At 62.5% G+C, this 19,564-nt stretch carries 21 protein-coding genes and 4 tRNA genes; 17 read left to right on the top strand and 8 right to left on the bottom strand.

All coding sequences use genetic code 11. The features are described 5' to 3' along the window. Window positions 1–315: 315 nt before the first annotated feature. The gene (locus tag ACP7B7_RS11715) at window positions 316–2,814 is read right to left on the bottom strand and encodes a hybrid sensor histidine kinase/response regulator (protein ID WP_426076779.1); all 2,499 of its coding nucleotides are present in this window, start codon (window positions 2,812–2,814) and stop codon (window positions 316–318) included. A 494-nt stretch (window positions 2,815–3,308) separates the two neighbouring features. Between ACP7B7_RS11715 and ACP7B7_RS11720 the strand changes: the two genes are divergently transcribed. The 4 genes from ACP7B7_RS11720 (at window position 3,309) to ACP7B7_RS11735 (ending at window position 3,852) form a co-directional block, all read left to right on the top strand. Beyond that, window positions 3,309–3,385, top strand: a tRNA-Arg gene (locus ACP7B7_RS11720). Between the two features lie 81 nt (window positions 3,386–3,466). Then, window positions 3,467–3,543, top strand: a tRNA-Arg gene (locus ACP7B7_RS11725). A 78-nt stretch (window positions 3,544–3,621) separates the two neighbouring features. After that, window positions 3,622–3,698, top strand: a tRNA-Arg gene (locus ACP7B7_RS11730). A 77-nt stretch (window positions 3,699–3,775) separates the two neighbouring features. After that, window positions 3,776–3,852, top strand: a tRNA-Arg gene (locus ACP7B7_RS11735). A 75-nt stretch (window positions 3,853–3,927) separates the two neighbouring features. Here ACP7B7_RS11735 and ACP7B7_RS11740 read toward each other — a convergent pair. After that, complete coding sequence (locus tag ACP7B7_RS11740) at window positions 3,928–4,782, bottom strand: helix-turn-helix domain-containing protein (RefSeq protein ID WP_426076780.1); 855 nt, start codon at window positions 4,780–4,782, stop codon at window positions 3,928–3,930. 117 nt (window positions 4,783–4,899) lie between these two features. On the opposite strand from ACP7B7_RS11740, the gene ACP7B7_RS11745 reads away from it, so the two are divergent. The 3 genes from ACP7B7_RS11745 to ACP7B7_RS11755 all read left to right on the top strand — a co-directional run bounded on the left by ACP7B7_RS11745 (window position 4,900) and on the right by ACP7B7_RS11755 (window position 7,786). Further along, window positions 4,900–5,856, top strand: a complete 957-nt coding sequence (locus ACP7B7_RS11745; protein ID WP_308921875.1) for a phytanoyl-CoA dioxygenase family protein — start codon at window positions 4,900–4,902, stop codon at window positions 5,854–5,856. A 99-nt stretch (window positions 5,857–5,955) separates the two neighbouring features. Further along, on the top strand, window positions 5,956–7,101 hold the full coding sequence (locus ACP7B7_RS11750) for an alpha-hydroxy acid oxidase (protein WP_426076781.1): 1,146 nt from the start codon (window positions 5,956–5,958) through the stop codon (window positions 7,099–7,101). Between the two features lie 13 nt (window positions 7,102–7,114). Further along, entirely contained in the window at window positions 7,115–7,786 is a 672-nt protein-coding gene (locus ACP7B7_RS11755; RefSeq protein WP_426076782.1) for a hypothetical protein, read from the top strand. Between the two features lie 12 nt (window positions 7,787–7,798). On the opposite strand, the gene ACP7B7_RS11760 is transcribed toward ACP7B7_RS11755, so the two are convergent. After that, entirely contained in the window at window positions 7,799–7,954 is a 156-nt protein-coding gene (locus ACP7B7_RS11760; RefSeq protein ID WP_308921872.1) for a hypothetical protein, read from the bottom strand. 165 nt (window positions 7,955–8,119) lie between these two features. Continuing rightward, on the bottom strand, window positions 8,120–8,782 hold the full coding sequence (locus tag ACP7B7_RS11765) for a hypothetical protein (RefSeq protein ID WP_308921871.1): 663 nt from the start codon (window positions 8,780–8,782) through the stop codon (window positions 8,120–8,122). A gap of 101 nt (window positions 8,783–8,883) precedes the next feature. Here ACP7B7_RS11765 and ACP7B7_RS11770 point away from each other — a divergent pair, with 101 nt between their 5' ends. Beyond that, the gene (locus ACP7B7_RS11770) at window positions 8,884–9,555 is read left to right on the top strand and encodes a hypothetical protein (RefSeq protein ID WP_426076783.1); all 672 of its coding nucleotides are present in this window, start codon (window positions 8,884–8,886) and stop codon (window positions 9,553–9,555) included. Window positions 9,556–9,603: 48 nt separating this feature from the next. Beyond that, complete coding sequence (locus ACP7B7_RS11775; RefSeq protein WP_308921869.1) at window positions 9,604–10,119, top strand: hypothetical protein; 516 nt, start codon at window positions 9,604–9,606, stop codon at window positions 10,117–10,119. Window positions 10,120–10,379: 260 nt separating this feature from the next. Here the strand turns inward: ACP7B7_RS11775 and ACP7B7_RS11780 are convergent, their stop codons facing one another. Next, entirely contained in the window at window positions 10,380–10,784 is a 405-nt protein-coding gene (locus ACP7B7_RS11780) for a hypothetical protein (RefSeq protein ID WP_426076784.1), read from the bottom strand. A gap of 141 nt (window positions 10,785–10,925) precedes the next feature. Between ACP7B7_RS11780 and ACP7B7_RS11785 the strand changes: the two genes are divergently transcribed. From ACP7B7_RS11785 to ACP7B7_RS11800, 4 genes are all read left to right on the top strand, one after another. Further along, window positions 10,926–11,489 (top strand): GNAT family N-acetyltransferase, encoded by a 564-nt coding sequence (locus tag ACP7B7_RS11785; RefSeq protein ID WP_426076785.1) that lies wholly within the window; start codon window positions 10,926–10,928, stop codon window positions 11,487–11,489. Between the two features lie 252 nt (window positions 11,490–11,741). Beyond that, entirely contained in the window at window positions 11,742–12,449 is a 708-nt protein-coding gene (locus ACP7B7_RS11790; RefSeq protein WP_426076786.1) for a response regulator transcription factor, read from the top strand. Then, a complete protein-coding gene (locus ACP7B7_RS11795; RefSeq protein WP_426076889.1) occupies window positions 12,449–13,672 on the top strand; it encodes a sensor histidine kinase in 1,224 nt (407 codons plus the stop codon). The genes ACP7B7_RS11790 and ACP7B7_RS11795 overlap by 1 nt, the downstream gene beginning before the upstream one ends. 71 nt (window positions 13,673–13,743) lie before the next feature. Next, entirely contained in the window at window positions 13,744–14,628 is an 885-nt protein-coding gene (locus ACP7B7_RS11800) for an extracellular catalytic domain type 1 short-chain-length polyhydroxyalkanoate depolymerase (protein ID WP_426076787.1), read from the top strand. Here the strand turns inward: ACP7B7_RS11800 and gstA are convergent. Further along, complete coding sequence (gstA, locus tag ACP7B7_RS11805; RefSeq protein WP_426076788.1) at window positions 14,625–15,254, bottom strand: glutathione transferase GstA; 630 nt, start codon at window positions 15,252–15,254, stop codon at window positions 14,625–14,627. The genes ACP7B7_RS11800 and gstA overlap by 4 nt on opposite strands. Window positions 15,255–15,386: 132 nt before the next feature. Here gstA and ACP7B7_RS11810 point away from each other — a divergent pair, with 132 nt between their 5' ends. Both ACP7B7_RS11810 and ACP7B7_RS11815 read left to right on the top strand, forming a co-directional pair. Then, entirely contained in the window at window positions 15,387–15,719 is a 333-nt protein-coding gene (locus ACP7B7_RS11810) for a winged helix-turn-helix transcriptional regulator (RefSeq protein ID WP_426076890.1), read from the top strand. Further along, the gene (locus ACP7B7_RS11815; RefSeq protein ID WP_426076789.1) at window positions 15,709–16,218 is read left to right on the top strand and encodes a DUF1993 family protein; all 510 of its coding nucleotides are present in this window, start codon (window positions 15,709–15,711) and stop codon (window positions 16,216–16,218) included. Before ACP7B7_RS11810 ends, ACP7B7_RS11815 begins: the two co-directional genes overlap by 11 nt. Here ACP7B7_RS11815 and ACP7B7_RS11820 read toward each other — a convergent pair. Together ACP7B7_RS11820 and ACP7B7_RS11825 are read right to left on the bottom strand one after the other, a co-directional pair. Further along, window positions 16,215–17,198 (bottom strand): D-2-hydroxyacid dehydrogenase, encoded by a 984-nt coding sequence (locus tag ACP7B7_RS11820; RefSeq protein WP_426076790.1) that lies wholly within the window; start codon window positions 17,196–17,198, stop codon window positions 16,215–16,217. The two genes, ACP7B7_RS11815 and ACP7B7_RS11820, sit on opposite strands and share 4 nt — an antisense overlap. Beyond that, window positions 17,195–18,145, bottom strand: coding sequence for a LysR family transcriptional regulator (locus ACP7B7_RS11825; protein ID WP_308921857.1), 951 nt, complete (start codon window positions 18,143–18,145; stop codon window positions 17,195–17,197). The genes ACP7B7_RS11820 and ACP7B7_RS11825 overlap by 4 nt, the downstream gene beginning before the upstream one ends. Before the next feature lie 200 nt (window positions 18,146–18,345). On the opposite strand from ACP7B7_RS11825, the gene ACP7B7_RS11830 reads away from it, so the two are divergent. Next, window positions 18,346–18,513 (top strand): hypothetical protein, encoded by a 168-nt coding sequence (locus ACP7B7_RS11830; protein WP_308921856.1) that lies wholly within the window; start codon window positions 18,346–18,348, stop codon window positions 18,511–18,513. Beyond that, window positions 18,510–19,370 carry an alpha/beta hydrolase gene (locus ACP7B7_RS11835; RefSeq protein WP_426076791.1) on the top strand — a complete coding sequence of 287 codons (861 nt, stop codon included), beginning with the start codon at window positions 18,510–18,512 and terminating at the stop codon, window positions 19,368–19,370. The genes ACP7B7_RS11830 and ACP7B7_RS11835 overlap by 4 nt, the downstream gene beginning before the upstream one ends. The last annotated feature ends 194 nt before the right edge of the window (window positions 19,371–19,564 follow it).

A 19,564-nucleotide genomic window follows, 5' to 3' on the forward strand; every position in this document is an offset into this window, starting at 1 on the left:
GTCATCGCAAGCATCGTTCGCGGCGACTGCGGCCAGCGAAGGAGCGCGACGATAGTAACCGCTTGCATCAAGACAGGGCGCACGGAAGAAGGTGAGTTCGCTTTGTCCTTGCCTGGCAAGGGGGCGTGCCTGTACTTGTCGAGGGCTGCGTGTCGACAGCTGCGCGGGTCTATTTCAGTGTAGCAAACGGGTTTGAAGTTGCTTGTAGGACAGTGCCGCGTCTGAAAGTAGGAAGTCTAAACCAGATTGATGAATTTTTAATCCGAATTATTTATTTCTTTGCATCACTTTTCCTGGCTCAATTTGGCGCCGGTTTCAACCGGTTTCAGCCTTCCTGGCGGTGGCGGCCAGCCGCGCCACCGTTGCCAGCAGTTCGGCCGGATCGAGCGGCTTGACCAGGTAGGCCTGGAAGCCGCTGCCAAGCGCGCGCTGGCGGTCCTCGGGGCGGGCAAATGCCGTCAGGGCCAATGCCGGCAGGTCGCCACCCTGGCCGTTGGCGCGCGCGCGCAGCAAGGCCAGCAAGTCGAAACCATCGACATCGGGCATGCCGATGTCGCTCACCAGCACGTCCGGCGGCGCGCTGTCCAGCAGGCGCAGCGCTTCCTCGGCGCTGGCGGCGCTGGCCACGTCGGCATGGGCGTCACGCAAGATGCGTTCGGCCAGTTCGCGCGCATCGGCCTCGTCGTCGACCACCAGCACCTTGACGCCGGCCAAGTCTGGCTGCCGGGCCGGCTCCTCGCTGTGCTGGCGCGGGGCCGGCGCCCGGCTGTCGGCGGGCAGGCGCACGGTAAACGTGGCGCCCTGCAAGTCGCCGGGACTGCTGGCGGCGACCGTGCCGCCATGCTGCTCGACCAGGTGCTTGACGATGGCCAGGCCCAGGCCCAGGCCGCCGTGCTTGCGCGTGGTCGAGGCATCGGCCTGGCGGAAGCGGTCGAACACATGGGGCAGGAAGTCGGCGCGGATGCCGACGCCATTGTCGGCGATCGTCAGCAGCAGGCGCGTGCCCTCGCGCGCCACGTTGACGTCGACCGTGCCGCCCTGGGGGGTAAATTTGAGCGCATTCGACAGCAGGTTCCAGATCACCTGCTGCATGCGGCTGGGGTCGCCCGTCATGGTGCCGGCGTCGTCCGCGATCCGGGTGTGCACGGTGATGTGCTTGGCGTCAAAAGCCGGGCGCAGGGTTTCAATCGCCGAGGCGATCACGGTGGCCGGCACGATGGTCTGCATCTCGAGCATCACCTTGTCGGAGGTGATGCGGCTCATGTCGAGCAAGTCTTCGATCAGCTGGGCCTGGGCGCGCGCATTGCGCTCGATGCTGTTCAGTCCGCGGTGCAGATCGGCCTGGTCGCGCGTGCCGCGCCGCAATACCTGTGCCCAGCCCAGGATGGCCGACAGCGGCGTGCGCAATTCGTGCGACAGGGTGGTCAGGAATTCGTCCTTCAACTGGTTGGTGCGTTCTGCCTCGGCGCGTGCCTCGCGTTCGCTGTCGAGCAGCACCTTGCGCTCTTCGGCGGCGCGCCGCGCTTCCACATACAGCCGCGTATTGTCGAGCGCGACGGCGGCCTGGGCGGCGATGGCCGCCACGATGCGTTCACTGCGCAGGCTGAACATGCCCGGCTGCGGATGGCCCAGCAGCAGCCGGCCCAGCAACTGGCCCGAGCGTGACCGCACGGGCAGGCTCAGGCAGCTGCGCAGCACGGGCGCGCCGTCGTGGCCTTCTTCCGTGCCGTCGTCCGGCGCCGTTTGCAAATCGTTGTGGCGCATCGCCGGACCCATGCGCAGATCAAAGGCGATGGCGGCCGCCTGCTGTGCGGAGACGCCGTTGACGGCTTGCGCCACTTTCAACAAGGGTTCATTCCCCGCAGCATCGGCCTCATGCTCGGCATCGTAATAAAAGGCGCCGAAGCGCGCGCCGCTGATGCGGGTGGCGGCGTCGACCGTCTCTTGCAGCAGGGAGGGCAGGTCGAGCGTGCCGGCCAGGGTGGTGCCCGTGTTGTTGAGCAATTCGAGTACCCGCGTTTCATCGCGCAGCGCTTCTTCCACATGCTTGACTTCATCGACATCGGTACTGGTGCCGAACCAGCGCAGCAGCTGTTCGCCGCGGCGCACCGGATTGGCGCGCGTGAGAAACCAGCGGTACCGGCCGTCGCTGCCACGGATCGGGAACTCCATTTCAAACGGCGTACCTCTGTGCAAGGCCGCTTTCCAGCCCTCCAGCATCTGCGGCAGGAAATGCGGGTCGTAGGCCGTATCCCAGCCGTCGCCGGCCATCTCGTCGGGCGTGGTGCCGGTATAGTCATGCCAGCGCTGGTTGTACCAGGCCATGGTGCCGTCGAAATTGGCGATCCAGGCCAGTTGCGGAATCGAGTCGGCCAGCGCGCGCAAGTCTTCTTCGCTCTGGCGCAAGCTGTCTTCGGCCGCCTTGCGCTGGCTGATATCGTGGATATGGGTGGTCAGGCCATCGGCGCCGGCAAAGATGCGCACTTCCAGCCAGCGCCCCAGCGGCGTATGGAGCAGTTCGAAACTGCAGCTTTGCTGCAGCGCCATGGCGCGCCGGTATTGCGTTTCCAGTTCCGTGCCCAGCATGTCGGGGCAGGCCTGCCACAGGTTGCTGCCGGCCAGGGTGGCGCCCCGGGCGTGCTGCGGCGCCAGCATTTCGGCGCCACGCGCATTGATATAGCGGATGTTCCAGTTGGCATCGAGCACGCTGAAGCCATCGGTGATGCCTTCGAGTACCGTGGCGATGCCGGCATCCGACAGGCTCAGCGGTACCGTGGGAGGAGGCGGCTTCTGCTGGAGGTCATGCTTAACCATCGGAAATCCTGTGTGCCTGGTCGCCACGCTCGACCCCGCACCTTGTGGGGCAGGCGAGGCGGGCTACCGTCGCTGAGTTCATGGAATGGATCATGATGGAATAGCTGTCATGTGGTGTTACAGGGCCAACTTCGATCTATCTCGCCCTCATTGTATCCCCAAGCGCGCAGACGCCTGCACACGCTTGCCCTTGTCATATCTTTAATCCTGTGGACATCCCGTCAACCCGCCGCCGGGCGCGATTTGCCAGGCTTGTACAGATAGCACTGGACAGGCCGGGATGCAGTCCCTATAATCCCGCTTCTTTCGAGACAGCAACTTCTCGAAGCGCTGGAAGCCTTCCGTGAAAGCGGAAAACGACAGCGCGAATGGCGTCAGCTTTTCAGGTGCGAAAAGAGCAGGGCATTGCAGTGCGGTACTTTGCAAAAACCGGCTAAGCGATTGAAAAATCGAACTTTTCAAAGCGAAACGAATACGCTATAATGTTTGCCTGCGCGGCTGTAGCTCAGCTGGATAGAGTACTTGGCTACGAACCAAGGGGTCGTGGGTTCAATTCCTGCCAGCCGCACCAGAATTCAAGAAATCAGATGGTATCTGGTTTTGTAGTAAAAAGTTTCAAGCTTCATGTTGTAGGTGAAGTGCAATCAGTTTTGCGGCTGTAGCTCAGCTGGATAGAGTACTTGGCTACGAACCAAGGGGTCGTGGGTTCAATTCCTGCCAGCCGCACCAGTATTATCCCCGTATCAGCGTCCGTCTGGTACAGGAAACAAGTTGTGACTTCATGCAGTACGGTGAAGAGTAAGTTTTGCGGCTGTAGCTCAGCTGGATAGAGTACTTGGCTACGAACCAAGGGGTCGTGGGTTCAATTCCTGCCAGCCGCACCAGTATTACCCGCAGCCTGGATTTTTCAGGTTTCGGTTGAAGGTTGTGACTTCATGCAGTATGGTGAAGAGTAAGTTTTGCGGCTGTAGCTCAGCTGGATAGAGTACTTGGCTACGAACCAAGGGGTCGTGGGTTCAATTCCTGCCAGCCGCACCAGAATATCGGGGATCAGATTGTAAAATCTGATCCCCTTTTTCTATTCCGGCGCCGTTTTCATGGTTTCCCCATCCTTCACCGGTATTGCTGGCGAAACGCGCGCGGCGTCATCTGCTTGTCGGCCCGGAATTGCCGGTTGAAATGGGCCAGGTTGCGGTAGCCCGCTTCCTGCGCGATGGTGGCGATGCCGTGCTGCGTCTGGATCAGCTGCTGGCAGGCGCGGCCGATGCGCAGCCGAGCCAGATACGCGCTGGGCGTGCACAGCGCGTGCCGCTTGAAAAAGCGGTGAAACGCGCCCAGCGACAAGGCGGCGCGCCGCGCCAGGTCCTCGACGGCGATGTCTTCCCGAAAATGTTGATGCATATGGTCCAGCACGGCCGCAATGCGCTTTTGCTGGCCATCGGCCGCGATCAGTTGCAGCGCGCCGGAGGCCAGCGGCCGCGCCTGCAGGTCGCCGGCCAGTTCCAGCAGCACGTTCAGCAGCAGCGGCAAGCGCTGCGCTTGCGGCATCGCTTGCAGTTGCAGCAGCTTGGCGGCGCTGCGTGCAGCCACCTCGGTTGTGAATTGCAGCGCCGGCCCGGCCCGCAAGGCGAGTTGCCGCAGGCTGTGCAGTTCCGGCAGCACGCCGGCCAGCTGCGTTATCCATTCCAGTGAAAACCATACCACCACCGCCAGCATCGGCCGGCTTGCATCGATGCGCTCGCTGGCCGACCAGGTATGCGGCAAATTCGGCCCCACCAGCACCAGGTCGCCCGGTTCGAAATCGCCCAGGTGGTCGCCGATATAGCGCTGGCCGCGCGCGTTCACCGTCAGGGTCAGCTCGAACTGCGGATGGTAGTGCCAGATGAACGGGATCGCCTCCAGCTCGCGCCACAGCAAGCCCCACGACTGGCCAGCAGGAATCGTCACTTGTTCGTATAAGGGTGTCATCGGAACGTTTTATCGGCTGGTATGGTCAGGATAGTATCAGTATTGGCTGTTGCCGGCGTATTTGCCAGCGCTGTATATCGCACAATCTGTTCCATAACATCACAACAGGAGACAGCGATGCAAGACCGTTACCAATATGGCGATGAGCGCCCGGGCAACCCTTCGGTGGCCTATATCGAGCAGGCGCAGTTGCGCGACATTCAAAAGCAGCTGCCGCTGCGGGTACTGTCCGAGCAGGACTTTTTACACTGGCAAACCTGGGGCTATGTGATCGTCAAGGATGCCGTCAGCCCGGAGCAGGTCAAACGCACCACGGATTTCCTGTGGGAATTCCAGGGCCTGGACCAGCATGACCCCGCCACCTGGAACCAGGATCAGCTGCGCGACCACGCGATGAAGGAACTGAACGGTTCCGGCATGGTCGAGGCGTATCACAACCAGACCATGTGGGACAACCGCCAGACCCGGCGCGTGTACGACGCCTTTGTCGATATCTGGGACCGCGAGGACCTGTGGGTGACCATCGACCGCGCCAACCTGAACACCCCCAACAATGGCAAGCGCAAGTTCGGCGGCTTTATCCACTGGGATGCCGACACCACGCTGGACCCCTTGCCGGTCAACGTGCAGGGCGTGCTGGCGCTGTCCGATACCTCGCCGGAGAGCGGCGGTTTTCAATGCTATCCGGAGCTGTTCAACAACTTGCTGGCCTGGCGCGAGCAGGCGCCGAAAGACCGCAACCCGTGGCAGCCGGACCTGGACACCGTGCCGTATCCGATGGAATTCATCGCCATGAAGAAGGGCGAGTTGCTGATCTTTAACAGCCTGCTGGCGCACGGCATTCGCCCGAATACGTCAAGCGACCAGGTCCGCCTGGCGCAATACATCTCGTTTACGCCGGCCCAGGAAGACAATCAGTCCTTGCGCGACTGGCGCGTGCAAAGCTGGCGCGAACGCAGCGCGCCGCAAGGCTATGCCTTTCCCGGCGACCCCCTGGAACAGGAAAAGCTGCGCTATCCGCAGGCTGACTTGAGCGAATTGGGCGAAAAAATCCTCGGCGCGCGCAACTGGTAATCACTAATTGATCGTTCTTGGACGGAGCTTGCCTGACAGATAGACAATCATCGTCAAATGCAGGATCATGCTCCGACCTGCCATCGAACGAGGAAACGCATGACCATGATCACCTGCATCGAAGACTTGCGCGTGCTGGCGCAAAAAAGAGTGCCGCGCATGTTCTACGATTACGCCGATTCGGGCTCGTGGACCGAGTCGACCTACCGTGCCAATCAAAGTGATTTTGCCAGGATCAAGTTTCGCCAGCGCGTCGCCGTCAACCTGGAAAACCGCAGCCTGGCCTCGACCATGGTCGGCCAGCACGTCAGCATGCCGGTGGCCCTGTCGCCCACCGGCCTGACGGGCATGCAGCACGCCGATGGCGAGATCCTGGCGGCGCAGGCGGCGGAACAGTTCGGCGTGCCGTTTACCCTGTCGACCATGAGCATCTGCTCGATCGAGGACGTGGCGGCGAACACGACGAAACCGTTCTGGTTCCAGCTGTATGTAATGAAGGACCGCGAATTCATCAACCGACTGATCGACCGCGCCAAGGCCGCCAAGTGCAGCGCGCTGGTCTTGACCCTGGACCTGCAGGTGCTGGGCCAGCGCCACAAGGACTTGCGCAACGGCCTGTCGGCGCCGCCGAAACTCACCATTCCCAACATCATCAACATGGCCACCAAGCCGCGCTGGGTGGCCGGCATGCTGGCAACCAAACGCCGCGGCTTCGGCAATATCGTCGGCCACGCCACCTCGGTGTCCGACATGTCGTCGCTGTCGGCGTGGACCCAGCAGCAGTTCGACCTCAGCCTGTCGTGGAAGGACGTGGAATGGATCAGGCAGCGCTGGGGCGGCAAGCTGATCATCAAGGGCATCATGGACGCGGAAGACGCGCGCCTGGCCGTCAATAGCGGCGCCGATGCGCTGATCGTCTCCAACCATGGGGGCCGCCAGCTGGACGGCGCGCAATCGTCGATCGAAGCCTTGCCGGCCATCGTCGACGCGGTCGGTGCGGAAATCGAGGTGCATATGGACGGCGGCATCCGCTCGGGCCAAGATGTGCTCAAGGCCGTGGCGCTGGGCGCGAAGGGCGTGTATATCGGCCGGCCCTTCCTGTACGGACTGGGCGCCATGGGCCGCCCGGGTGTGACAAAATGCCTCGATATCCTGCGCAACGAGCTGGACCTGACAATGGCCTTCTGCGGCCTGCGCGATTTGCAGCAGGTGGACAAAAAGATTCTGTTGCCGGGAACTTACTGAGATCGGACTCTCCATGCCACAAGCAGCATTTGCCGAACACGCCGCTTTCCTGATCAGCTTGGCTGATCCGCACAAGGCCTGCAGCACCTTCTATGATGAAGACGACCAGACCTTGCATGAGTGGGAAAACGGCGTGCTGACGATCTGGACGAATTTCACGGACTACACCACCTACAAACTGACCCCGGTGGCGAACAGTGCGCCGCTGCAATTCGATGTGCTTGTCGAGAACGAGGATGGCGTCGACGAGTTTGATGCCGACGCACAGGATGACCTGGCAGACCGGCTGGCGCGGGTGGTCGGGCAGATACGCCTGTTCCAGAACCGGCGTGTGCTGTCAGACGACGAAGTAAAGCTGCTGGACGCGCTGTTGTTGCCAGCGGGCCAATGGGAGTGGAAAGAGTGGGCCGAGATCGGCACCGGCGAATTGCAGCACGCCATGGCAACCCATCAGCTCGATATAGAACTCGCCACGCCGACCGCGCGGCAACAGCACCGCGTCAATGCCAGCGACGATTTCAGCGACGGCGTGCTGGACTGGTTTCGCACGCAGCTGCAGCCGCAAGGCTGGACCCTGGTGGTCGTGTCGCCATTTGACGAACTGCAAGCCTTTTTCCTGGTCAGGCTAGAGCAGCTTGAACAGGCGCAGGCCCTGATGGGGCTGCAGGGACGCCGGTTGTTATAGCCGGAATGCCGATTATTTGAACATAAGGGGATTGTCGTCGAATGGCCGCATGCCCATGCTGGCGCGGCGCGCGTCGAGTCCATCAGGATCGGCAATCGGCCGGATGTGGTTTTTGCCATCGCTTTTTTGTCCCAAACGGGCTGCCGTACAGCTGCGGTTTGTCATCATGAAGCAAGTCACGGTCGATCGACAATGTCAGTTTGGCTGGCGTTATTTCCAACTGTTTGGCTGCTTTCTGTATCAGCACCAGCCAGTTCAACGGCGTCCGCGTGTAGGGCGAACCCAGTCAGCGCGGCAAGACCAGGCAAACGCAATATATGTAGGGCGGGGTGTTCAGCATGGCGCATGGGCCACCTCGATAAAATTCCAGTGTCCCCGAAACGTCTCGGCATCGAGCGCGCGTTCATGTGGGTTGCCCGGTTTAAATAGATCGGTCAGGGCCAGGTCCTGGATCGCGCTGCTGAATCCGCCCAGCATGGCCTTGCCCCATGGCCGCCTGGCGTGGGCGAACACGGGTGCCTGTTGCTTTGCGGCCAGTTGCGCCAGCGCCGCGCGCACGGTGGCGGCCGCTTCCGGCCCCATCTCGGTGGCAACCGCGCACACCAGTCGCTGGCCGAACAGCAGCGGCTTGCCGGCGCTGTTCAGATAGTCTTCATTGAACAGGCTGATGAACAGGTCGGGCGCCAGGTCGTCTTTTTCGCAGGTGGTCCAGGCGGGCGCCCACGCTTCCAGGCTCATGAAACGCGCATCCCTGGTTGCCGGCGTGTGCGTCCATTTGGCATGGCCCTTGGCGTCCCAGCCCATGCGGCCAAACGGAATCAGCTTGCCGGCCGGATTGTACTGATGGCTGCGCACGGCGCCCTTGCCACGCGCTTGCGCCACGATGCTGTTGACCTTGTCGGCAAACGGCGTCCATTGTTCCTGCTGCCACAAGCCGGGCGAAGCGGGCGCGGCCAGCAGCAGGAATACCTCATACTCACGTGAAAAAAACGCCATGCAACCATCCTGTCGGTCAGTAAAATAACTTGCCACACAATTATAGTTGCATGGAATAATAAGTTTCGTCCTGTACACCACAGCTGAACCGGAGCCATCACATGCCAGACACCAGCTACGCCGAGCACGCCGCTTTTTTGATCGCCCTGGCCGATCCCGGGCAAGCCTGCACCACCTTTTATGATGAAGACGACCAGACCGTCCACGAGTGGGAAGACGGTGTGCTGTCGATTTCGACCGATTTCACCGACTACACCACCTACAAGCTGACGCCGGTGGCGGCCAGCGTGCCGCTGCGCTTTGACGTGGTGGTGGAAAACGAGGATGGCGTGGCCGACTTCGACGACGAGGCCCAGGCCGACATGGCCGAGCGCCTGGCGCGGCTGGTGGGGCAGATACGCCAGTTCCAGGACAAGCGCGCGCTGTCCGATGAGGAGCAGGCAACCCTGCAGGCGATGCTGCTGCCGGCCGGCGAATGGGAGTGGAAAGAGTGGCCCGGGATCGGCACGCAGGCGGTGCAGGATGCCAGCGCGGTACATGAGCTGGGCCTGTCGGTCGCCGCGCCCGGCAGCCAGCAGCAGCGCGATGTGGTTGGTGGCGACGACTTCAGCGCCAGCGTGCTGGCCTGGTTCCGCCAGCAATTGCAGCCGCAGGGCTGGACCCTGGTGGCGGTCACGCCATTTGACGAGCTGCAGAGTTTTTTCCTGGTCAGCAATGACAATGTCGAGACGGTGCGCGCGCTGCTGTACCAGCAGGGGCAGCGCATGCTGTAGTGGCTGCCTGGCCCGTTCACCCAGGTTTTTTTCCATCAAGGAGTCATCATGAAAGCTGGCCTCATGCTGTGCCTGCTGGCGTTTGCCGGCGCGGCCACCGCCCAGTCCGACGACCATTATCGTGACGACCGGCGTGACGAGCGGCGCGATGAAGCACGGGACGATATCCAGCTGGTCTGCTATGGTGGCGCGGAAAAGCCCAGCGCCGAATACCGCTCGGGCTATGAATGGGATGCGCGCCAGCACAAATACGTGCCGAAACAAGGCATGGAACTGGGCAAATCCGATTTCCAAGCCACCTTGACCGTATCGATCCACGGCGGCCGTGGCGACATCCAGTTGCCCGGGAGTTTGATTCCACCGCTGCATGGCGACAACGACAGTGGCTGGTGGCCAATCGACGAGCTGAGCGTCGGCCACGATGAAATACGCGGCAAGTTCCGCCTGAACGGCCTGAACCAGCCGCGCCTGTCGATCAACCGCATGAACGGCGCCATCACCATCGACGGCCTGATCAAGTTCAGCGGCCGCTGCGACGCCGATCAAGGCCACCGCCGTTTCTGATGGCGTATTCCGCTGCCACCAGATGGCTGGCCTGCGTCGCCGGCTGCCTGATTGCCGGTACCGCGCTGGCGCTATTCGGCATCCGCAGGGCGCCGCTTGATATCGATCCGCTGGCAGGGAATCTTGAAATTGGCTGCCTGCAGCGCCGCCAGCGTGCGGCTCAGGCGGTGGTGGCGGTCTTGCTTTGGGCCAGCGCATGGAAGCTGGCCAGCAGCGACAGCGCCAGCAGCACGACATTGAGCAGCGCGCGCATGCGCTGTTCAGGAACCGGTGGCGCCGACTTCCAGCACGTAGCTGGCTGTTTGATCCTTGCGGGCCGCATTGCGCATCAGGTACACGAGCACCTTGTAGTGGCCTGGAGCGGTGACGGCAGCCTGGTAGCGGTTGCCGTCGCGCGAGCCGACAAACAGCGCCTCGTCCGCGCCATCCTGGCTGACATTGAAACAGGTGGACGTATTGGCGCTATTGAGCTTGATGGCGAGCTTGCTGCCGGCCGGCGCCGTGACGCTGTATTCGACCGTGGCATAACCCTTGATCTTGCCGCTCAGCTTTTTGACAGGCGCGCCTTGCGCCAGTTCGACCTTTTCCTGCCTGGCCGGATCAAGCGCCCAGGCACTGGTTTGCAGCACCAGGGCGCAGGTCAGTACGGTCAAGATCTTCTTCATCAGCTTCTCCTGGCAGCCACATCAGGGCGCAGTGGGTTGAATTTCTGTTAATAATATTCTAAACGAAGCTATTGGAAAACGGCCGCAACTTCCATATAGTTGCATAAACTAATAACGTTGCGCATTTCCCACTGGAGCCGCATGGCCTACACCAAAACCATCACCACCGGGCGCTTGATCCTGCGCCCGCCGCACCCGTCCGATGCCGACGCCCTGTTCGCCATGCATTCCGATCCGGAAGTGATGCGCTACTTCAGCGAGCCACCCTGGCAGGCCCCGGGCCGCGCCGTGCAGCAGATTGCCGACGACGCCGAGGCGTTCGAGAAAGAAGAGTTCTTTCGTTTTGCCATCGCATTGAAGGCAACCGGCGAATACATGGGTAGCTGCACCCTGCATGCCGTGCACCGGCAAAACCGCCGCGCCGAATTGGGTTACGCGCTGGGCCGCCCCTACTGGGGCCAGGGCTATATGCACGAAGCGTTGACGGCGCTGCTGGAATACGCCTTTGTCGAGCGCGACCTGAACCGGCTGGAAGCCGATATCGATCCCTTGAACATCGGCTCGGCCAACGCCTTGCTGCGCCTGGGTTTCAAGCAGGAAGGCTACCTGCCCGAGCGCTGGATCGTCGGCGGCCAGGTCAGCGATTCGGCGCTGTATGGCCTGCTGCGGCGCGAGTGGGAAGCGCGGCGTCTGCCGGCGGATTAATCGACATGCGGAAATGGAAGACATTATCCGTTCCGGCGATCATTGGACTGATATTGGTCGCGATTGTTGGCGTGAACCTGCTGTTCATGTACGTGGCGCCGTTTATCCCAACGAAGGAACAACTTTGTTCAAGAAAATGTGCGGAAACACAGCAGTCGGGTCAGTTGAAATATATCGACCCATGGCAGCTCACTGCTGGCATGCGCGGCAGGGGGCCGAGCGAGTGCAAGTGCCGGTAGTAGCGAACCCCGCATGAGCCGGGCGCCGCTTACCATCCTGCTGATCGAAGACCATGCCGGCATTGCGCGCCAGGTCGCCACGTTCGTCGACGGCCTGCGCTGGCAGCTGGACCATGCTTCCACCGGCGCGCTGGGCGTGCGGCTGGCCACCAGCAATATCTATGACGTGGTGCTGCTGGACCTGAACCTGCCCGATATCGACGGTTTGCAGGTGTGCCGCGCCATCAAGGCGGGCGCGCCCAGCAATGTGCCGGTCCTGATGCTGACGGCGCGCGACGCCTATGAAGACAAGGCGCGCGGTTTCAATGACGGCGCCGACGATTACCTGACCAAACCGTTCGACTTGCGCGAGCTGGCCCTGCGCTGCGAGGCGCTGGCGCGGCGCAGCCAGTTGCACGTGCACCAGGAAATGCGCGTCGGCCCGCTGCGGTTGCTGGCGCGCGAAGGCCGCGCCCTGTATGGCGAGGCGCCACTGGCGCTGACGCAGAGCGGTTTCAGGATCTTGCTGCTGCTGTGCCGCGAGTATCCGCACGCCGTCTCGCGCTCGGCCCTGATCGCCCACCTGTGGGGCAGCGAGCCGCCGGACAGCGACGCCTTGAAGTCGCATGTCTATGCGCTGCGCAAGCAGTTGGAACTCGCGGGCGCCGCCGGCCTGCTGGTGACGATACCGCAGCTGGGCTATCGGCTGGCCATGGACGCCGGCAGCCGGGCAGGGCCGTGATGGCCACGACCATACGGCGTGGCCTGTTTGCGGCACTGGCCGGTTTTGCCGTGCTGCTGTGCCTGTGCTATACGGGCCTGGCAGTGGTGATTTCCTATGTCACCGAAGACATGCTGGTGCAGCGCCTGCTGGAACGCGAGGCGGCCGCCATCACCATGCGCGTGCGCCAGCAGGGCGCGGCGGCGGCCTCCGGCAGCGACCTGATCACGGTCTATCGCGACTATGGCGCACTGCCGGCGCCCGTGCGGCAGCAATTTTTGCCATCGGCGCCGCGCGCCGAAGTATTTACAAGTACGGGCCAGCATTACCACGTGATGGCGCTGGCGCTGGAGAATGCAGGCAAGCCCATGCGCTGGTATCTGCTGGCCGATGTGGCGCCGCTGCTGGTGGTGTCGCGCCTGGTGCGGGAAGTGGGCGGCGTGCTGATCGGCGTCGCGCTGGCGCTGGTCGGCCTGGCGCTGCTGCTGGCCTGGCTGCTGGCGCGGCGGCTGGTGTTGCCCTTGCAAACACTGGCGCAGGAAGCGCGCGCCTTGACGCCCGAACATCCACCGCAGTTCAGCGCACGCGAGCGGCCGGACGAAATCGGCTTCCTGGCGCGCCGGCTGGAAAGCACGTTTATCGAACTGCAAACGGCCTTGCGGCGCGAACAGGCGTTTGCCCGTGATGTCAGCCACGAATTGCGCACGCCGCTGACCTTGATGCGCAATACCTTGATGTTGGCGGCGGAGCGTCCGCTGCTCCTGGAAGAGCAAGCTCAGCTGCAACAGGGCACCGATGAGCTGAGCAATACCGTCGAGCTGCTGTTCGCGCTGGCGCGCGCCGAGCAGATTGCCGTTGACACGGTGGAGCTGCGCGGCTGCATCGAGCAATGCCTGCTGCGCCTGCTTGAAGAACATCGCTGGGACGCCAGCCTGCTGGCACTGGACTTGCCGGAGCGCCTGCCGGTGCGGGGCCATCGTCAGTTGATCAACCTGCTGTTGAACAATTGCCTGGCCAATGCCCTGTTCCACGGCGGCCCCGCCTGCCAGTTGACGATTTCCTTCGAGCAAGGCTGCCTGTCCATCCACAATACCGTGCCGGTGGGGCAGGCCGTGCGCGTGCAGGGTTTTTCGCATGGCCAGCTGCTGCTGGCGCGCCTGGCGCAGGTGATGCAATGGGAAATCCGTTTTTATCCGGGCACAGCGGATTACCGCGTCGATATCGTTCCCATCATGGCGGCTTAAAGCCGGCCGATTTCACCGCGATTTCACCTCGCCCTCCGTATGCTGGACGCACTTTACTTGCGGAGAACCCCATGAACATCATTGTCAGCCTGCTGTTGTTGCTCGCCACCTGCTTCCCCGTCCTGGCCCAGGCCCAGGTGCAAACCCTGCAGCACCAGGACACCAAGCGGCGCTATATCGTCTACACGCCGCCCGCTTACCAAAGCCAGCCGCATCAAGCCTTCCCAGTCGTGTTCAATTTCCATGGCGGCGGCATGACCATGGCCGAGCAGATGCTGTACACGCAGATGAACCGGGCCGCCGACCGCCACGGTTTTATCGTCGTCTACCCGCAAGGCATCAAGCAGGACTGGAACGTGGGCTTCGGCATGGATTACCTGGCCGGCACCGACGACGTCGGCTTCACGCAAGCCATGCTGGCCAAGCTGAAACACGATTACCGTATCGACCCCAAGCGTGTGTACGCCACCGGCCTGTCGCGCGGCGGCTTCTTTGCCCTGCGCCTGGCCGCCGAGCTGCCGCAGCAGTTCGCCGCCGTGGCCTCGGTCGGCGCGCCGATGCCGGAGCTGGTACTCGCGCATCACGGCAAACCGGAGAAGGTCGGCATGCTGCTGATCCACGGCACGGCCGACCAGGTGGTGCTGTATGAGGGCAAGGCCGGCGGCTATCTGTCGGCTGACGCCACCTTGCGCTACTGGGCCAAGGTCAACGGCATCGCAGCCGACACCGCCTCGCCGCGTGTGCTGCCCGCCGCCACGGGCGACGACCTGAGAGTGAGCATGCTGGAGCAGGGCAACGGCCAGCAAAGCGTGGCGCTGGTCACCATCGATGGCGGTGGACACAGCTGGCCCGGCGCCGATGCTTTCAATGTCGGGCTGCCCATCGGCAAGACGTCAAGCAGCATCGATGCCAATGAGGTGATGTGGGCGTTTTTCGGCAGGCATGGCGGGAATTAAATCAGCCCTTCCTCGCGCAAGGCTTGTTGTACCGCCGGCCGTGCCTGCACGCGCTGGTACCAGTCGCGTAAATGATCGAGCTGGTCGAAATGGATCTCGGCCTTGTAATACGAGGTCAGCCACGGTGCCTGGCCCCATCCCGTCAGCGCGAACAGGTAGGCGTCGGCCACGCTGAAGTGCTCGCCCATCAGATAGGGTTTTCCGGCCAGTTGCTCGTCGATCCAGGCATAGCGTTGTTCAAGTTTGGGCCTGGCCATTTCCACGTAGTTACCGGCCTGGGCGGCGTACAGCAGGGGAATAAATCCCTTGTGTACTTCGGTGGACAGGAAGTTCAGCCATTCCTGCAGGCGGTAGCGCTCGAAGCTGCCGTTGGGCGGCGCCAGCCGGGCTTCGGGGCGCAGGTCGGCCAGGTATTGCATGATGGCCGGCCCTTCGCGCAGCATGCGTCCGTCGTCCAGCTCAAGCGCGGGCACATAGCCGTGCGCATTCACATCGTAATAGCTGGCGCCGTCGTCGGTCACGTGCCGCTTGTAATCGACCTTGACGAGGGTGGCGTCCAGGCCCAGTTCCTTCAGGACGATATGCGTGCCCAGCGAACAGCTGGCGGGGATGTGGTACAGCTTCATGATGGCTCCGGTAGTGGCGCCCTCCAGGTGAGAGCGCCTGGACAGCCATTATAGGGAGCAGGGATAAAAAAGGAAGAAGGCACTATAATGTTGTGTAGGTACATTTTTTATACTTGATGCGGGTGAATGGCCATGAAGGAAAGCGTGACGGGATGTTCGATCGAAGAAGCGATGCGCCTGCTCGGTGGGCGCTGGCGCTTGCTGCTGGTGTCGTACCTGGTCGATGGCCCCAAGCGCTTCAACCAACTGCGGCGCGACGTGCCGCATATTTCGCAGCGCATGCTGACCCTCGATCTGCGCGCGCTGGAAGAGGCGGGGCTGGTTGCGCGCACGGTGTATCCGGAAGTGCCGGTGAAGGTGGAATATGCGTTGACGGCAGATGGCCAGCGCTTGCTGCCGGTGGTGGCCGTGATGAAGGAATTCGGTTTGTGGCTCAAGGCCAGGAAGGATAATAATGACGATTAGCGCACCGCATGTTTTTTGCCGCTCGCTGCGCCAGCTGTCGGCCATGCTGGACAAGCTGGCGGCGCAGCCGCAGATATTGACTGCCCGCCTGCATCCGGAGATGCTGCCGTTTGCCTCGCAAGTGAATGCGGCCATCAGCTTTTCGCTGCGCGGCTGCTGTCCGCTGGCGGGATTGGAAGTGGTCAGCTTCAGCGATGCGAGCACCCTGCAGGAGCAGATCGCGCAGACCATCGCGTATCTCGCAGCGATACCGGCGCAGCGCTTTGACGGGCGGCCGGATCGCCTCTGCATGGACCGCGCCGGCTTTGCCGATATCGTGCTGCCGGCCGACGAGTTTTTGCACCTGTATATCCTGCCGAATTTCTACTTTCACTTCAGCATGGCGTATGCGATCGCGCGCAGCTGCGGCGCGCAGATCGGCAAGGGCGATTTCGATGGCTATCACCTGTATGCGCCAGGGTTTTCGTTTGAAAAGCCCGGCCTGGCGCAGCCTGTCTAGCCCACCACGTTCATCCGCGTCCCCCGCTCGAACGCTTCCACATTATCGATCAGCATGTCGGCCAGCAGCTGCATCGCTTCACCGCTGGCCCAGGCCGTATGTGGCGTCAGGATGAAGTTGGGCAGGCGCAGTTGCAGCAGCGGGTTGTCAGGTTCCGGCGGCTCTTTCGACAGCACGTCGAAACCGGCGCCGGCGATCACGCCTGTTTTCAGCGCTTCGGCCAGCGCCGCTTCGTCGACCAGGCCGCCGCGCGCGGTGTTGATCAATAGCGCCGTGGGCTTCATGCTGGCCAGTTCCCTGGCGCCGATGATATGGCGCGTCTTGTCGCTCAAGGGCAGATGCAGGCTCACTACATCGGAAGTGGCCAGCAGTTCGGCCAAAGACACTTCGGTCACGCCGTCTTCCTGGATCGGCGAACGGTTATGCACCGCCACCTGCATGCCGAAGGCGCGCGCCAGGTGCGCCACGGATTTGCCCAGCGCGCCGTAACCGAGCAAGCCCAGACGGCTGCCGGCCAGGTCGCGGATCGGATGGCCGAACAGGCAGAAACGGTCCGATGCCTGCCACAGGCCCGCCTCGATGTCGGCGCGGTAGGCGACCAGCTGGCGGCGCAGGGCCAGCATCAGCGCCAGGGTATGTTCGGGCACGGTGGCGCGCGCATAGTCGCGGATATTGGCCACTAAAATGCCGCGCGCGCGACAGGCGGGCAGGTCGATGATGTCGGTGCCGGTGGCGGCCACGGCGATCATTTTCAGGTCCGGCAATTGGGCCAGTTCGGCCTCCCGCAGCGGCACTTTATTCGTGATGGCGATGCTGGCGCCAAGCAAGCGTTCGACAGTCTGTGCGCTGCCCTTGGTGTGCGCGTGCTCGGCCCACTCGTGGGCAAAGGCGGGTGGGCGGACCTGGGCGATCAGGCTGTCGCGGTCGAGAAAAACGATGCGATGTGGTGATGAGTATGGCGGGTGCTGTGGTGCTGTCATGGCTGGGCCTCGGTCTGGCCGGCGCGCGCATTCCTGGTCTTCATCTGCGTGGCCGGGTGGTTGGTAAACATGTCGGCGACCCATTCGACAAACACGCGCACCTTGGCGGACAGGTGGCGGTTGGGCGGATAGATCACGTGGATCGGCAGCGGGTCGGATTCCCACTCCTTGAGCAACTCGACCATTTTGCCTTGTTCCATCAATGGCGCAAGCATGAAATGCGTCATTTGCACGATGCCCAGGCCCGCCACGCCGGCCGCCGTGTAGGCGTTCGAGTCGTTCAGGGCGATATGGCTGGGCATGGCGATCTGGATGCGTTCGCCGTTGCGCGTGAAGTCCCACTCGAAGGTGCGGCCCGTCTTGGCCGAGAAAAAATTCACGCCGCGGTGGCGCGGCAGGTCGTTCGGATGTTGCGGCGTGCCGTGATGGGCCAGGTAGCCGGGCGAGGCGCAAGTGACGAAATGCAGCACGCCGACCCGGCGTGCGATCAGGTTCAAGTCTCCCAGTTCACCGCCGCGCACGGCGCAGTCCACGCCTTCCTCGATCAGGTCGACGGGGCGGTCGCTGCAGCCCAGTTCGAGCACGATGTCGGGATAGCGCGCGAAAAAGTCGGGCAGGGCGGGGATCAGGAGTTCGCTGGCCAGTGCGGTGGGCGCATCGACCCGCAGGCGGCCGCTGGGGTTCAGCCGCGTGCGCGACAGCGATTCTTCCGCTTCGCGCACGTCCGACAGGATGCGCACGCAGTGTTCATAATAGGCGGCGCCGTCCGAGGTGATGCTGACGTGGCGCGTGGTGCGGTTCAGCAATTTGACCGACAGGCTGCTTTCCAGCGCCGCGATCAGGGTCGACACGGTCGCTTTCGGCAACTGCATGTTTTCGGCCGCGCGCGTAAAGCCGCCCGCATCGACCACCTGGATGAACACTTCCATGGCTTGTAGCTTGTTCACTTGATTTCCTGACACTTTACTTCACATTGTTCAGAATCTTGAACAATCAATTCATCATTGCCTACTTTATCAGATTGTAGAACAAGTTTATAGTTGTTGTACTGCAGCATAAATACGAGGTTGCAGAAACAGCGGTTGATAGTTACAGGAGAAAAATCATGGGTCATCGGAATGGAAACTTGGCAGTGTTCGCGCTCGTAGTGAGCTCGCTTGCTCTGGCTTCGATGGTATTTACGGACGCTTACTCGCAGGCGGCGCAAGCCGAAGCCAGCGGTTACAGCGCCCTGACCCATGAAGTCGGCGGCACCTTGCTGTGCGTCAATGACGCCGGTCTCGACATGGCCGTGGCGCCGGTGGTGGCGCAATGAACGCGCCCGCCAGCGCAGCCGGCCTGGCGCCTGCCGAGTCGCTGAAGATACGCGATATCGAAGTGCAGGGCGAAGTCGGGCCGCTGGCGGCACGCATCTATACGGCCGGCGTGCCGGGCGCGAAAAAATCCAGCCTGATCGTGTTCTTTCACGGCGGCGGCTTCGATGACGGCGACCTGGAAGACGCCGACGATTTCCTGCGCTGCCTGGTGCTGGGCAATGCCGACCAGGTGGTGCTGGCGTCGAACTACACCCTGGCCAGCGTGCGGCCTTTCCCAGCCGCCGTTGAAGACGCGCATGCCGTGCTGGTGTGGGCCAAGAAGAACAAGGCCAAGCTGGGCTGGACCGGCAAGCAGATGCTGGTGTCGGGCATCGAAGCGGGCGCCAACCTGGCCGCCGTGTGCGCCATGATGTCGCGCGACCGGGGCGGTCCGGCGCTGGCCGGCCAGGTGCTGATCATGCCGATGCTGGACCCCGGCCTGTCGACCTGCTCGATGCGCTCTCTGCCGAGCTGCCCGGAACTGGTGGAAGTGGCCGATGCCTGCGCCGCCGCCTACCGGGGCTACCTGCCGAACGCCGCCGACCGCAGCCATCCGTATGCGTCGCCGCTGCAGTCGAGCAGGCTGAAAAACCTGCCGCCGGCGCTGATCGTGTCCAGCGAAGACGACCCATTGCGCGACGAGGCTGAACAATACGGCAGCAAGCTGATCGCCTGCGGCATCAAGACGACCGTGCGGCGCATGCCCGCGGTGCCGCTGCAAGACGCCACCGCCCGTAACGAATGTGCTTGCAAGGTGCAAGTGCTCGGTGAAATTGCCAGTTTTGTCGCTGGCCTCAGCCAGGAGCCCAGCTCATGACACTACCATCCCGCACGCTGAAATAAATTACACTTAGCAGTTTACTTTTTGAGTTCTGGTTGTTACACTGTGTAGTGTAGTTCCATGAACACCCCATTCGTCTGCGCTGTGCGTTCGTACAGCCGGCTTTGTCGACCCCGCCCGCTTTTTTGACGCAGGCGGTCCCTTTATCTTTGACCGAGCGCCGTCGGGCG

Origin of the sequence: Janthinobacterium sp. PSPC3-1 (genome assembly GCF_049896105.1) — a bacterium.
Taxonomy (GTDB): domain Bacteria; phylum Pseudomonadota; class Gammaproteobacteria; order Burkholderiales; family Burkholderiaceae_D; genus Janthinobacterium.

Bases quoted from the DNA above. Each gene is read 5' to 3' on its own strand.
- ACP7B7_RS11715 (WP_426076779.1), bottom strand. From the start codon at position 2,814: ATGGTTAAGCATGACCTCCAGCAGAAGCCGCCTCCTCCCACGGTACCG.
- ACP7B7_RS11740 (WP_426076780.1), bottom strand. From the start codon at position 4,782: ATGACACCCTTATACGAACAAGTGACGATTCCTGCTGGCCAGTCGTGG.
- ACP7B7_RS11745 (WP_308921875.1), top strand. From the start codon at position 4,900: ATGCAAGACCGTTACCAATATGGCGATGAGCGCCCGGGCAACCCTTCG.
- ACP7B7_RS11750 (WP_426076781.1), top strand. From the start codon at position 5,956: ATGACCATGATCACCTGCATCGAAGACTTGCGCGTGCTGGCGCAAAAA.
- ACP7B7_RS11755 (WP_426076782.1), top strand. From the start codon at position 7,115: ATGCCACAAGCAGCATTTGCCGAACACGCCGCTTTCCTGATCAGCTTG.
- ACP7B7_RS11760 (WP_308921872.1), bottom strand. From the start codon at position 7,954: ATGATGACAAACCGCAGCTGTACGGCAGCCCGTTTGGGACAAAAAAGC.
- ACP7B7_RS11765 (WP_308921871.1), bottom strand. From the start codon at position 8,782: ATGGCGTTTTTTTCACGTGAGTATGAGGTATTCCTGCTGCTGGCCGCG.
- ACP7B7_RS11770 (WP_426076783.1), top strand. From the start codon at position 8,884: ATGCCAGACACCAGCTACGCCGAGCACGCCGCTTTTTTGATCGCCCTG.
- ACP7B7_RS11775 (WP_308921869.1), top strand. From the start codon at position 9,604: ATGAAAGCTGGCCTCATGCTGTGCCTGCTGGCGTTTGCCGGCGCGGCC.
- ACP7B7_RS11780 (WP_426076784.1), bottom strand. From the start codon at position 10,784: ATGAAGAAGATCTTGACCGTACTGACCTGCGCCCTGGTGCTGCAAACC.
- ACP7B7_RS11785 (WP_426076785.1), top strand. From the start codon at position 10,926: ATGGCCTACACCAAAACCATCACCACCGGGCGCTTGATCCTGCGCCCG.
- ACP7B7_RS11790 (WP_426076786.1), top strand. From the start codon at position 11,742: ATGAGCCGGGCGCCGCTTACCATCCTGCTGATCGAAGACCATGCCGGC.
- ACP7B7_RS11795 (WP_426076889.1), top strand. From the start codon at position 12,449: ATGGCCACGACCATACGGCGTGGCCTGTTTGCGGCACTGGCCGGTTTT.
- ACP7B7_RS11800 (WP_426076787.1), top strand. From the start codon at position 13,744: ATGAACATCATTGTCAGCCTGCTGTTGTTGCTCGCCACCTGCTTCCCC.
- gstA (WP_426076788.1), bottom strand. From the start codon at position 15,254: ATGAAGCTGTACCACATCCCCGCCAGCTGTTCGCTGGGCACGCATATC.
- ACP7B7_RS11810 (WP_426076890.1), top strand. From the start codon at position 15,387: ATGAAGGAAAGCGTGACGGGATGTTCGATCGAAGAAGCGATGCGCCTG.
- ACP7B7_RS11815 (WP_426076789.1), top strand. From the start codon at position 15,709: ATGACGATTAGCGCACCGCATGTTTTTTGCCGCTCGCTGCGCCAGCTG.
- ACP7B7_RS11820 (WP_426076790.1), bottom strand. From the start codon at position 17,198: ATGACAGCACCACAGCACCCGCCATACTCATCACCACATCGCATCGTT.
- ACP7B7_RS11835 (WP_426076791.1), top strand. From the start codon at position 18,510: ATGAACGCGCCCGCCAGCGCAGCCGGCCTGGCGCCTGCCGAGTCGCTG.